The following is a 13,123-nucleotide window of genomic DNA, read 5'->3' on the forward strand; positions in this document are numbered from 1 at the left end:
TTAACCTAATAAAAAATCCTTTAGGATTTTATTAAAAGCTTCTGGTTGCTCTACATTGGAAATATGAGAGGTATCTATTTCTGCAAGTTTTGATTGCGGAATCTGTTGCTGCATAAATTCACCATCTGCAACAGTCGTTACAGGGTCTTGAGTTCCAGCAATCACTAATACTGGAACTTTGATGTCTTTTAACTGCTCACGGACATCCGCTTTAGCCAAAGCCTCACAACAATTGGCATAACCCATTGCGCTGCCAGCACTTAAGTCGTTACATAGGTTGTTGACAATTGAAGGATGACTTTGGATAAAGGGATCTGTAAACCATCGCGAAGCTGCTGTAGCTGCGATCGGTTGTAAACCTTGCTCACGTACTAATTTTGCACGGTCAAGCCATGCCTGTTCTTGTCCAATTTTAGGGGCAGTATTTGCCACAATGACATGACTAAAACGGTCAGGGTAGTGAATTGCAAGCCATTGACCGGTTAAACCGCCCATTGAAATACCACAAAAAGCAGCTTTGCTAATATTCAAATGGTCGAGTAAACGGACAACATCTTCACCTAATTGCTCTACAGTATATGGACCGTCAGACGTAGATGATGAACCGTGACCACGTGTGTCATAGCAGATCACAAAAAATTGATCTTTTAACTCATTAAACTGTTTTTGCCACATGCCATAATTGGTGCCCAAAGAATTGGAAAACACCAGAGCAGGGGACGACGACTCACCAAAAGTTTGATAGTTAATTTGTGCATCGGCAGATTGAAAAGATGGCATTTGTTTCTCCTTAAAGTGCTTCAACACGTTCAATAATCAAAGCAATGCCTTGTCCCACACCAATACACATTGAACACAAAGCGTAATGACCACCTGTTTGTTCAAGCTGGTTTAAAGCTGTAGTCACAAGGCGCGCACCTGAAGCACCAAGTGGATGACCCAAAGCGATGGCACCACCATTTGGATTTACCTTGTCAGAATCATCTGGTAAACCTAAATCACGGGTCACTGCTAAAGCCTGTGCAGCAAAGGCTTCATTTAGCTCAATCACATCCATCTGCTCTAAAGTCAGGTTGGCTTGTTTAAGTAATTTTTTAATGGCTGGTGCTGGGGCAAAACCCATAATGCGTGGTTCTACACCGACTGCTGTTGAAGCAATAATCTTGGCACGCGGTTTTAAGTTGTAAGCTTGAACTGCATCATCAGAAGCAATCAGCAGAGCTGCTGCACCATCGTTAATACCTGAAGCATTCCCCGCAGTCACAGACCCATCTGCTTTGACAACAGGCTTAAGTTTGCTTAAACCTTCAAGCGTGGTTGATGCACGTGGATGTTCATCGGTATCAATCACAACAGCATCACCCTTACGCTGAGGGATTTCAACTGCCACGATTTCTTTAGAAAAAAAGCCTTTGGCTTGCGCGCTTGCGGTGCGTTGTTGGCTCACCAAGGCAAACTGGTCCTGATCTGCACGATTAACGTTGAACTGTTCAGCCACGTTTTCGGCAGTCTGGGGCATGGTGTCTACACCATACAATTCTTTAAGTTTAGGGTTAATGAAACGCCATCCCATGGTGGTGTCTTCAATCTTCTGGCCACGGCCAAAAGCACTGTCCGACTTACCCATCACATAGGGTGCACGGCTCATGCTTTCCACACCACCGGCAATCACCAGGCTCGCTTCACCTGCTTTAATGGCGCGGGCAGCAATAGCAACGGCATCGAGTGAAGAACCACACAAACGGTTAATGGTGTTTGCCGGCACTTGATATGGTAAACCTGCAAGTAGTGCTGACATACGACCAACATTACGGTTATCTTCACCGGCTTGGTTGGCACAGCCATAGATCACATCATCGACCTGTTCCCAATCTACATCTGGGTTGCGTTGGATGAGCGCTTTAATCGGCACAGCACCAAGGTCATCGGCACGGACAGGAGCAAGACCACCGGCATAACGGCCGAATGGAGTACGGATGGCATCGATGATATAAGCGTTTTTCATTCTAACTTTTGTCCTTTACTTCAGGCCTTTTTAGCCATTCTCCGTAGATATTTCACGGTGGCGACATGGATGTCGCCTCGTTGCTCAGCACAACAGGGAGGTTGTGTCTGAGTAACAAAGGTTTTTGGTTACTTTTTTAAAAAAGTGACACGAATTAGCTGGTGGCATCTGGCTTAAACACATAAGACCCCCGTTGTGATGATTTATAAATTTTCATATCAACGGATAACATCACGGCTGTAATCTACTGTGATATCCGTAGGTCTGTTGTATAAGCGATACCTTACTTTTGAAAGGTCAAAAGTAACAAAAACCTTTGTTGAACAGAGAAGGCTTCCTTGCCTCCCTGTCCAACAGGCGACATCCATGTCGCTTGTCACAATAGTGAATTCTGTAATAGAGTTTTGCTATGCAAACCTTACCCTTGAGTCGCATCAATCAAAGTTGCACCAGTCAAAGCCTGTAACTCATCGAAGCTAAGACCTTCCACTTTCTCAATCACCTTTAAACCATCTTTAGTCACATCAATCACACAAAGGTCGGTGTAAATACGGTCAACACAGTGTTTACCCGTAACCGGATAGCTTAGCTCAGCCACAATTTTCGGTTCACCTTGCTTGGTCACATGGTCGGTAGTGATAAATACTTTTTTAGCACCAACCGCTAAATCCATCGCACCACCTACCGCAGGAATCGCATCCGGTGCACCTGTGTGCCAATTTGCCAAATCACCATTCGCTGCCACCTGAAATGCACCAAGCACTGCAATATCAAGGTGACCACCACGCATCATCGCAAATGAGTCGCCATGATGAAAAAAGCTGCCGCCTTCAAGCATGGTCACAAACTCTTTACCTGCATTAATCAGTTCTGGGTCTTCTTCACCTGCCGCTGGCGGTGGGCCAAAAGCCAACAGGCCATTTTCAGAATGAAGGAAAATATCTTTATCGTTAGGTAAGTAGCTTGCAATCTTGGTTGGTAAACCAATGCCTAGGTTTACATAGGCGCCATCTGGAATATCTTGTGCCACACGTTTTGCAATCTGGTCACGGCTGAGTTTCTGGTAGCTCATGTTATTTCTCCTTATTGCTCACTGTGCTGGCGCTACTTGTACAACGTGCTGTACAAAAATACCTGGTGTAATGATGTGCTCTGGATCTAGGCCACCTAGCTCAACCACCTCAGACACCTGAACAATGGTGACATCAGCAGCCATGGCCATAATCGGGCCAAAGTTACGTGCAGATTTACGGTAAACGAGATTGCCCCAGCGGTCGCCTTTGTAAGCTTTAATCAAGGCAAAGTCCGCCTTAATTGGATATTCAAGTACGTAATCTTTACCATCGATCTGGCGGGTTTCTTTGCCTTCAGCTAAAAGTGTTCCAAAGCCTGTTGGGGTAAATACAGCGCCTAGGCCCATACCAGCAGCTTGAATACGGCAAGCCAGATTACCTTGTGGAACCACTTCAAGCTCAACCTTTCCAGCACGGTACAATTCATCAAACACATAAGAGTCTGACTGACGTGGAAAAGAACAGATTACTTTTTTAACCGAACCAGCTTTAAGCAGTTTAGCCAGACCATAATCGCCATTACCGGCGTTATTGCTAACAATCGTTAAATCTTTAATACCGAGTTCAATCAGTCCATCAATGAGTTCAGCGGGTTGTCCTGCGGTACCAAAACCACCAATCAGAATGGTCGCGCCATCTTTAATCTGCGATAGTACCTCGCTAAGAGAGGACTTACTTTTGTCAATCATGTGAGAAACCTTAGAGCATGAGGTAACGTGATGTTATTACTACCGCTAAAAATTTATTTAAATTCTTAATGGTAGTAATAAATGGAATAAATTTTGTGAGCCAAAAGCGAACTTTTAACTCACATACACTTTCAATTAAGCGCTAGCGCGACGACGTTCAACTTCAGTTGAAGGAGCAGCAGCGGCATCTTTAACAAGTTCGATGTTAAATGTGATGTGTTTGAAAGCGTGATCTAAACCACGGCGTTGGATTTCAGCTGGGTCAGTTACATCAACTGCTGTTGCCACTAAGCCATCACGGGTTGCGAAAGCAAAGTCATCCCATAAGTACTCATCACCCTCAATGTTAAATTGAGTTGTAAGCTTGCGGAAACCTGGTGCAGAAACAAAGTAGTGAACGTGAGATGGACGGTTACCATGACGGCCTAATTTGTTAAGAAGGGCCTGAGTTGTACCTTCAGGAGGGCAACCATACCCAACTGGCATCGTCGTTAATGCAACATATTTACCATCAGCATCAGTCAAAATACTACGACGTAAGTTAAAGTCAGATTGAGACTTATCAAAGAATGAGTAGTTACCCAAACTGTTGGCATGCCATACTTCAACTTTAGCATTTTCAATGATATTGCCATCAGTATCAGTCACGGTACCTTCAATAATTAAGGTATCGATTTTGCCAGACTCAGTACCATCATCCATACGAGCAAAACCAACGGTTTCAGGCGCGCCAGCTACATAAAGTGGGCCTTCAATGGTACGCGGTGTGCCACCCGTAACGCCAGCTTTTGCATCAGCTTCATCTGCACGTAAATCAAGATAGTGCTCTAAACCTAAGCCAGCTGCTAAAAGTCCAAGTTCGTTTGCTTGACCTGCGTCTGTGAAATATTCCAAACCTTTCCATACTTCTGAAGGTTGGATGTCTAAATCTTCGATGGCTTGAAATAAATCCCCGAGAAGGCGCACTACAATTTGTTGAACACGTGCATCAACTTCGCCTTTTGCAGTGTCGACATTCATTTGTTTTACAAGCGCATCAATTTGTTGACGGTTCATACTAAAACTCCTTAAGTATGCAATACGGTTTTGGGTGGCAGCGCTGCGGGCATGTTGTTTTGCTAGCGAATAAGTGCCGCCACGTTCCTTGTTACCTTCTGAATAAATATATTTAGTTTTTGAATGCGCTTCAGACCACACACTCAAACTATTTTCTTAGATTACGAATCATCATCACGAACAGATGAAGGGTGACGATTAAGTGCCATCACTTCGATGTTCATGTAAGGATAAAGTGGTAATCCCTGTAAAATATTGTGCAATTCTTCATTGCTCTCGACATCAAAAATACTGATGTTTGAGTACTGGCCTGTAATACGCCAGATGTGACGCCATTTGCCTTGGCGTTGTAAATCTTGCGAATAAGCCTTTTCAACGGCCTTAATTTCATTTGCTTTGTCGGCTGGCATATCAAGTGGGATATGCACATCCATACGTACATGAAATAACATGGGAAACTCCTTATCCTGTTGCCTTAACGACGTAACTTCTCGACTTTCTCTTCATCAATTTCAATGCCTAAGCCTGGAGCCGTTGGCAAGTGCAATTCAAAGTTTTCGTAACGTAGCGGTTCTTTCAAAATTTCTTCGGTAAGTAACAACGGACCAAATAATTCAGTACCAAATGCTAATGTTTCAAAGGTTGCAAACGCATGAGCAGAAGCAATGCTACCTACAGGGCCTTCAAGCATAGTGCCGCCATAAAGATCGATTCCAGCCAAACCTGCAATTTTGGCAACTTCACATGCCTCGATCAGGCCACCTGATTGTTCAATCTTCACGGCAAATACATCTGCACCATGATTTTTTGCAATACGATATGCACTGTCAGGTCCAGTTAAAGCTTCATCCGCCATAATGGCTACATCAAAACGATGGGTGAGGCGAGCAAGTGCTTCGGTATTTTGAATTGCACATGGCTGTTCAATTAAATCGATTCCACCATCTTGGAGCTGTTGAATACCATGAATACATTCCAGCTCTGACCATGCACGGTTTACATCTACACGTACACTAACATCAGCACCTAATGCTTTTTTAATCGCAATCACATGGTCAACATCTTGCTGTAAAGGACGTGCACCAATTTTAAGCTTGAACGTGTTATGGCGCTTTAGCTCAATCATTTTGCGAGCTTCAGCAATATCTTTTTCCGTGTCACCAGACGCAAGCGTCCAAAGCACAGGTAAACTATTACGCAGACGGCCACCTAAAACTTCACTTAACGGCACGCCTAAACGTTTTGCCTGAATATCAAGTAGAGCGGTTTGAATGGCACATTTCGCGAAACGGTTACCATTAATATTCTTACGAATCAGTTTTAGTGTTTGAGCCACATTTAAATCTTTAACTGATGCGAGTAATGGTGCAAAGTAAGTATCAATATTGGCTTTGACACTTTCAGGACTTTCTTCACCATAGTTCAGTCCACCAATGGTGGTCGCTTCACCCCAACCTACAATACCATCCGTGGTCGTAATTTTAACGAGCACCAAAGTCTGAGTACGCATTGTAGTCACAGACAACTGGTGAGGACGGATAGTTGGAATATCCATAAGTATGGTTTCTATGGTTCTATACATGAAGTTTCAACTATTACGAACTTGTTTACATACCATAGAAGAATGTAATAGCCTAAAATAGATATAGAACGGTATTTTAAGATACTAAAAAGGTATATTAATGGAATTAAGACATCTACGTTATTTTGTTACCGTTGTGGAAGAACAAAGTCTGACTAAAGCGGCTGAGAAGCTTTTTATTGCCCAGCCACCACTCACGCGTCAAATCAAAAAACTAGAAGAAGAATTAGGCATTGATTTGTTTGTGAAAGGGTCACGTCCATTAAAAGTGACAGAAGCAGGGCTGTTTTTTTACCAACATGCCGTTCAAATTTTAACGCATACCGCTCAAGCTGCTTCGATGGCTAAAAAAATGAAGTTGGTAGAGAACATTGTGAAAGTTGGCTATGTCAGTTCACTTCTGTATGGGCGTTTACCACAGGTCATTTATCTATTTAGACAAAAAAATCCTGACATTCATGTCGAGCTTATTGAATGTGGCACACGAGATCAGGTCGAGGCTTTAAAGTTAGGTAAAATTGATTTAGGTTTTGGTCGCTTACCCATTAGTGATCCAGCGATAAAAAGGCTTTTACTTCGCAAAGAAAAATTAAAACTCGCGATTCATAAAAAGCATCCATTAAGTGAATTTCAAGATTCAGGAATTTACCTATCTCAAATTATCAATGAGACGATTTTTTCTTACCCAACGACACCTAAGCCTAATTTTTCGACCACTATTCAAGCTTTATTTACCAAATTAGGTCTAGTTCCAGCCAAACTGACAGAAGTCCGAGAAATTCATATGGCACTTGGACTAGTGGCATCTGGCGAAGGTATTTGTATTATTCCGGAAAGTGCCTGTGATATTGGAATGAAGAATCTAACTTATTTAAATATCTTAGATTTAGAAGCTTATAGTCCCATTTCTCTATCTATGCGAAACATGGACCAAAGTTCTTATATTCCTAAAATTTTAGATTGTATTGAAGAGATCTATAGCCAAGAAGAAGTGTCGAGAAATCTAAATTTATAACTTTTTAATACGTTTTAAATTGAATTATCATGTTATTTTAAAACTTTAAGATTATAGGTAATATTTAAAAGGAATTAGTAGATGAGAAAAATTTTAGGTGCAGCTTCTCTCATTATGTCTACCTGTGTTGTACATGCTGAACAATTAAATGAACAAGAAAAAACTTCTCCATATAGCGCGAATGTTACTTTTGCTAGCCAATATATTTCACGTGGGTTTCAACAAACTTGGGGTAAACCTGCTTTGCAAGGTGGACTAGATTATGCCAATCCGAATGGTTTTTTTGTAGGGACTTGGGCATCAAGTGTCAGCTCTAACTATCTGCGAGATGCCTCGGTTGAATGGGATTTTTATACAGGTTATTTAAAAACAATCGATAAATTTTCAATTGGGATGTCGGTTTTTTACTACTACTATCCAGGCGCAAAAAGTACACCAGAAACGGGGAGCAGCAGTTATAACTATGGTGAAATCGTACCTCAAATTGGCTATGGTCCTTTAAGCCTTAAATACTTTGTTACCTACACACCAGATTATGCCGGTTATAACTCTAAGACCATGGGTGGACCTGCTGGTAAAAGGTCGAGAGGTTCAAGTTATTTAGATCTGAACTTTACCCAGCCGATCAGTGAAACTTGGACTTTTGGCGCTCACTATGGCTATGAAAGAATCAAAAACTTTTCAGAGTCAAACTTTCAGGATGTTAAAGCCGAACTTATTAAAGATTTAGGTGATGGTTGGAGTACAGGACTCGCTTATACCAAGGCATGGGATAAAAACGCTTATTATAAAAAGTATAGCAATGGTGAGGTAGGCGCACCTGTTTCAAATCCGATCGATTCGACTTTTACAATGTCTGTAAAAAAGGTGTTCTAAGTTAAACTTATGAGTAATGGCTAATTAACTACGCTTGAAAAGATGCCTATAAATTCAAACTTTCAAACGTAGTTAAAAACGGCCTTTTTATTTATGCTTTTAAATTAATTACGGTAGGCAAATTAAGGACGACTTGCGCATCTTCTATAACATCTAAACGCAAAATTTTTGAAGCACCTAGTTCATTTAATAGCTTTGTTAAAGGGCCTTCATTTTTCACTAATCTTACTTTCTTTGGAAAAAGCTTTTGTGCGAAAGAAAGAATGTTTGATTGAACCTCCGTCTGGTGCCATTTGCCATCAACTACATGGAGCATAGTTGCTTTATTAATATGTGTTTCAGAATCGACACGTTTTAAAGTAGGAACAGCAGTTTTTAAACTTAAATCTAATTTTCCATCAAGATCAAAAATATTGGCTTGTACTTCTTTTGAGTTAATCTCAACATTAATTTTAGTTAACCATTTTGGTAGCTGGTAACCATATACACCACGCACTCTGGCAATTTCTGTATCGACAGGTAACGCCAAAACATGAGCATAAAAATGACGTTGACGCATCGATTTTATTAACTCTACGATATGTGGCCCACGAGCATTAGGTTGACGTACAACAATCGCAATCGACACTTCGTTATAAGGGTCATTGTCACAAACTGAATAGCTAAAGAATGTGACAGCGACCAACCCGTAACCCGGAAATGGTTGTAATGGCGTTAACTCAGCGGGAAGTTTTGCTTTAATTTGCTTAATAGGTGCAAGCATGAGCAGTTGCACATTTGCACTACGATAATAAAAGTTAGGTGCCCAGACAGGACCTACACGTGATTCCACAATTTTTTTAGGAATATGACGGAAAAAGTCGATATTACTGACAGCAGGGTCTTGAGCGACTTCATCTAAATCGGGGTTCATTCTGAAACGGTCATAATAACCACCTTGGGGTACTTTGACTTTTTGTTGCCCAAATTCAACTTCAGTAAACTGTTGTTTTGTATTCATGAAAGTTCACCTTTACATTAATTGACCGAGTAGCTAATGCTGTATATTTCAAGACGTGTTAATTTAGAACCAGTTCAGAAACTATAAGTTTAAAGTTAACTTTAAAGTCAAGATTTTAATTTTGATGATGAAAATCTTTGACATTTAAATGAAATAAAAAAGGGGAAAGATGAGAAGAATTTAAGGCGGTACTTTCATATAAATTTTATTTTAAAAAATACAATTAAGGTGATTGACCTTAAAGTTAACTTTAAGCTTAGTATAACTATCTAAACCCTTATAACGAATCAACAAGCAGTTTTTCATCAGGAGAATAAAGATGGGATATGTAACCACAAAAGACGGCGTAGAAATTTTCTATAAAGATTGGGGGCCACGCGATGCCCAAGTTTTATTTTTTCATCATGGCTGGCCTTTAAGTTCAGATGATTGGGACACACAATTGCTTTTTTTTCTTAAAGAAGGTTTTCGTGTAGTTGCTCATGACAGACGTGGACATGGACGTTCGAGTCAGGTGTGGGATGGTCACGATATGGACCATTATGCAGATGACGTTGCAGAAGTGGTTAAATATCTGAATATTAAAAATGCAATTCATATTGGCCACTCAACAGGTGGTGGTGAAGTGGCTCACTATATTGCTCGCCATGGTCAAGAAAACGTTAAGAAAGCTGTTCTTGTCAGTGCAGTACCACCATTGATGGTTAAAACTGAAAATAATCCTGAAGGTTTACCAAAAGAAGTTTTTGACGATCTGCAAAATCAGGTTCTCACCAACCGTGCGCAATTTTTCCGTGACTTGCCCTCTGGCCCGTTCTATGGTTTTAACCGACCAGATGCGAAACCATCTGAAGGTATTATTGCTAACTGGTGGCGTCAGGGTATGACAGGCAGTGCAAAAGCACATTACGATGGTATTGTGGCGTTCTCACAAACTGACTTCACCGAAGATTTAAAGAAAATCACCATTCCTGTTTTGGTGTTGCATGGCGATGACGACCAGATCGTGCCTTATAAAACGTCTGGCGTAAAATCTGCTGAGTTACTTCAAAATAGCCAACTCAAAATCTACCCAGGTTTTTCTCACGGTATGTTAACTGTCAATCATGAAGTGATTAATGCTGACTTGTTGGCGTTTATTCGTGAATAATTTAAAGCTTTAAACTTTAAAAAAGAGGCCTATTAAGTGCCTCTTTTTTATTTATAAGTAAATGAAATTGAAAGTAATAAATATAGAAATGCTAAAATGTATTGACATTAAAGTTAGCTTTAACCTTAAAGTAAAGCCATACTGAATGAGGTCATTCCAATGAAAGTGTTCGAAAAATTAGTATTCCCAAATGGCTCATATGTTCCTAACCGTATTGCTAAAGCGGCAATGGAAGAAAATATGGCTGATTTAAACCATGCACCATCAGAAGAATTAATGCGTTTATATCAGGCTTGGGCAAATGGTGGCGTAGGTCTAATTATTACCGGAAATGTGATGGTAGATCGCCGAGCGATGACTGGACCGGGCGGTGTAGTGCTTGAAGATGAAAAGCATCTGGATACTTTTAAAAAATGGGCACAAATTGGTCGCTCAAAAGGTGCTCAGATTTGGCTTCAAATTAACCATCCGGGGCGTCAAATGCAATCAAATTTAGGGCAACAAACATGGGCGCCTTCTGCTGTTGCTTTAGATTTAGGAAAAATGTCAAATCGCTTTAATACGCCAAACGAAATGACTGAATCCATGATTGCAGAAGTGATTCAGCGTTTTGCAAACACGGCACGATTAGGTGAAAAAGCAGGATTTACTGGTGTGGAAATTCATGCAGCGCATGGGTATTTATTAAGCCAGTTTCTTTCACCACTGAGCAATAAACGCCAAGATCGTTGGGGTGGTTCTTTAGAAAACCGCGCTCGTATTTTAATTGAGATTGTTGAAGCAGTTCGTAAAGTAGTTTCACCACAGTTTACGGTTGCAGTGAAATTAAATTCGGCCGATTTCCAGCGTGGCGGTTTTAGCGCTGAAGATGCTCAGCAAGTGGTTAAAATGCTAAATGAACATGCAGTCGATTTGGTTGAACTTTCAGGCGGTAGCTATGAAGCGCCAGCCATGCAAGGTCAAGCATGTGATGGTCGTACACTTGCTCGCGAAGCTTACTTTTTAGAATTTGCACAAGAAATTCGTAAAGTTGCCAAAATGCCTGTTATGGTCACAGGTGGCATACGCCGTAAACAAGTCGCAGACAAAGTGGTTGAAAGCGGTGTCGATATGGTTGGCATTGCCACAGCTTTAGCGATTGAACCCAATTTGCCAAATGCTTGGAAACAAGGCCAAAATATTTCACCTGAACTCAAGCCAATTACATGGGAAAATAAAACATTGGCTTCACTTGCCAATATGGCTGTGGTCAAATTCCAGTTACGTAATGTAAGCGCTGGTAAAAAAACAAAACCAAATGTTTCACCAGCTTGGGCTTTAATTTTGCAACAATCAGCGATGTCATGCCGTACCCGCCAATACAAAAAAGGTATGCGTGACTATTCATTTGCTTCTTAATAAGTGAGTTGTGTTATGACAAATCCGAATGATTCAAACTGGATAATTTATGGAGCAAATGGTTACACGGGCGAGTTAATCGCTCGTGAAGCTGTACGCCAAGGTCTAAAACCAACTTTGGCTGGTCGTAACAAAGCTAAGGTTGAAACACTCGCTCAAGAGTTGGGACTCGACTATAAAGCTTTTGGGCTCGATAACGTAAATGCGGTCAGTGAGCAACTCCAAGGTTTTAAACTGGTTATGCACTGTGCAGGGCCATTTTCAGCAACCTCAAAACCCATGATGGAAGCTTGTATAAATGTCGGCGCTCACTATTTAGATATTACGGGTGAAATCGCTGTATTTGAATTGGCACAGTCACTGAACAGCCAAGCTGAAAAAGCCGATATTGTGCTTTGTCCGGGTGTTGGCTTCGATGTAATTCCGACAGATTGTGTCGCTGCTGCGCTCAAAGAAGCATTGCCAGATGCGACCCATTTAGCACTTGGTTTTGACTCTCGAACAGGGTTTTCGCCGGGTACAGCCAAAACAAGTACAGAAGGCATGGCTGAAGGCGGAAAAATTCGTAAAAACGGAAAAATTACCACCGTTCCATTAGCACATTATGTTCGGACCATTGATTTTGGTGACAGTAAAAAAAGTGCCATGAGTGTTCCGTGGGGAGACGTATCTACAGCGTTCTATACAACAGGCATTCCAAACATTGAAGTGTTTGTACCTGCATTCCCTAAAATGATTTTTGGCGCGAAAATGATGAACTATTTACGCCCAATATTAAAAATCAATGCTGTGCAGAAGTTTATTAAGTCACGTATTGAAAAAACGGTTGTTGGGCCAAATGAGGAACTCCGCGCGAAAGTACCTACTTATGTTTGGGGTGAAGCCAGAAATTCACGTGGGGAAATCAAAACTGCCCGCATCCAAACGGAAAATGCTTATAGCCTTACCGTAAATGGTTCACTGACTGTGGTGAATTATTTACTCAAAAATACCGTGAAAGGCGGTACATATACGCCAGCAAAGCTGATGGGCTATAAGCTAGTGACTGAGCTGCCGGGTTCTGGTCCACTGGTCATTAATTAAAAGCTTTTATTAAAACAGCATGTTTATAGATAGTCCCGAACAAGGAGTCATTCTTGTTCGGGTTATTTTTAAATATTTCAAGTAAATATAGCTTTCTATAGATGAAAAGAAAATAGAAAACAAAACACTCCATAAGAAATAATTTAAATTGAATATACTAAAAAGCGATAAAATTTTTTTATAACAAAGGAATGAA

Annotated in this window: 13 protein-coding genes; 5 read left to right on the forward strand and 8 right to left on the reverse strand. The window is 41.0% G+C overall.

Annotated features, from left to right (window positions below):
- The 7 genes from pcaD to RMA95_RS12265 all read right to left on the reverse strand — a co-directional run bounded on the left by pcaD (window position 1) and on the right by RMA95_RS12265 (window position 6,405).
- Window positions 1-780: a 3-oxoadipate enol-lactonase gene (pcaD, locus tag RMA95_RS12235; RefSeq protein ID WP_311070898.1), complete on the reverse strand. Its 780-nt coding sequence runs from the start codon at window positions 778-780 to the stop codon at window positions 1-3.
- 10 nt (window positions 781-790) lie between these two features.
- Window positions 791-2,005 (reverse strand): 3-oxoadipyl-CoA thiolase, encoded by a 1,215-nt coding sequence (gene pcaF / locus RMA95_RS12240; RefSeq protein WP_311070900.1) that lies wholly within the window; start codon window positions 2,003-2,005, stop codon window positions 791-793.
- A gap of 418 nt (window positions 2,006-2,423) precedes the next feature.
- Window positions 2,424-3,077, reverse strand: a complete 654-nt coding sequence (locus RMA95_RS12245; RefSeq protein ID WP_004792017.1) for a 3-oxoacid CoA-transferase subunit B — start codon at window positions 3,075-3,077, stop codon at window positions 2,424-2,426.
- 18 nt (window positions 3,078-3,095) lie between these two features.
- Window positions 3,096-3,767, reverse strand: coding sequence for a 3-oxoacid CoA-transferase subunit A (locus RMA95_RS12250; protein ID WP_016137994.1), 672 nt, complete (start codon window positions 3,765-3,767; stop codon window positions 3,096-3,098).
- A 135-nt stretch (window positions 3,768-3,902) separates the two neighbouring features.
- Complete coding sequence (gene catA, locus RMA95_RS12255) at window positions 3,903-4,823, reverse strand: catechol 1,2-dioxygenase (RefSeq protein WP_013197704.1); 921 nt, start codon at window positions 4,821-4,823, stop codon at window positions 3,903-3,905.
- A gap of 161 nt (window positions 4,824-4,984) precedes the next feature.
- Window positions 4,985-5,275: a muconolactone Delta-isomerase gene (catC, locus tag RMA95_RS12260; protein ID WP_000897236.1), complete on the reverse strand. Its 291-nt coding sequence runs from the start codon at window positions 5,273-5,275 to the stop codon at window positions 4,985-4,987.
- 23 nt (window positions 5,276-5,298) lie between these two features.
- Window positions 5,299-6,405, reverse strand: coding sequence for a muconate/chloromuconate family cycloisomerase (locus RMA95_RS12265; RefSeq protein ID WP_311070906.1), 1,107 nt, complete (start codon window positions 6,403-6,405; stop codon window positions 5,299-5,301).
- A gap of 100 nt (window positions 6,406-6,505) precedes the next feature.
- Here RMA95_RS12265 and RMA95_RS12270 point away from each other — a divergent pair, with 100 nt between their 5' ends.
- Both RMA95_RS12270 and RMA95_RS12275 read left to right on the forward strand, forming a co-directional pair.
- Entirely contained in the window at window positions 6,506-7,420 is a 915-nt protein-coding gene (locus RMA95_RS12270) for a LysR family transcriptional regulator (protein ID WP_311070907.1), read from the forward strand.
- 81 nt (window positions 7,421-7,501) lie between these two features.
- Window positions 7,502-8,296 carry a TorF family putative porin gene (locus tag RMA95_RS12275; RefSeq protein ID WP_311070909.1) on the forward strand — a complete coding sequence of 265 codons (795 nt, stop codon included), beginning with the start codon at window positions 7,502-7,504 and terminating at the stop codon, window positions 8,294-8,296.
- 91 nt (window positions 8,297-8,387) lie between these two features.
- On the opposite strand, the gene RMA95_RS12280 is transcribed toward RMA95_RS12275, so the two are convergent.
- Entirely contained in the window at window positions 8,388-9,296 is a 909-nt protein-coding gene (locus RMA95_RS12280; RefSeq protein WP_263613806.1) for an acetoacetate decarboxylase, read from the reverse strand.
- Between the two features lie 319 nt (window positions 9,297-9,615).
- Between RMA95_RS12280 and RMA95_RS12285 the strand changes: the two genes are divergently transcribed.
- The 3 genes from RMA95_RS12285 (at window position 9,616) to RMA95_RS12295 (ending at window position 12,927) form a co-directional block, all read left to right on the forward strand.
- Window positions 9,616-10,446 carry an alpha/beta fold hydrolase gene (locus RMA95_RS12285; protein WP_263613805.1) on the forward strand — a complete coding sequence of 277 codons (831 nt, stop codon included), beginning with the start codon at window positions 9,616-9,618 and terminating at the stop codon, window positions 10,444-10,446.
- A gap of 159 nt (window positions 10,447-10,605) precedes the next feature.
- Window positions 10,606-11,844 carry an NADH:flavin oxidoreductase/NADH oxidase family protein gene (locus RMA95_RS12290; RefSeq protein WP_311070912.1) on the forward strand — a complete coding sequence of 413 codons (1,239 nt, stop codon included), beginning with the start codon at window positions 10,606-10,608 and terminating at the stop codon, window positions 11,842-11,844.
- A gap of 15 nt (window positions 11,845-11,859) precedes the next feature.
- Window positions 11,860-12,927, forward strand: a complete 1,068-nt coding sequence (locus RMA95_RS12295; protein WP_311070914.1) for a saccharopine dehydrogenase NADP-binding domain-containing protein — start codon at window positions 11,860-11,862, stop codon at window positions 12,925-12,927.
- Window positions 12,928-13,123: the final 196 nt, after the last annotated feature.

Origin of the sequence: Acinetobacter sp. V110_1 (assembly GCF_031798975.1) — a bacterium.
Lineage (GTDB): Bacteria > Pseudomonadota > Gammaproteobacteria > Pseudomonadales > Moraxellaceae > Acinetobacter > Acinetobacter nosocomialis_A.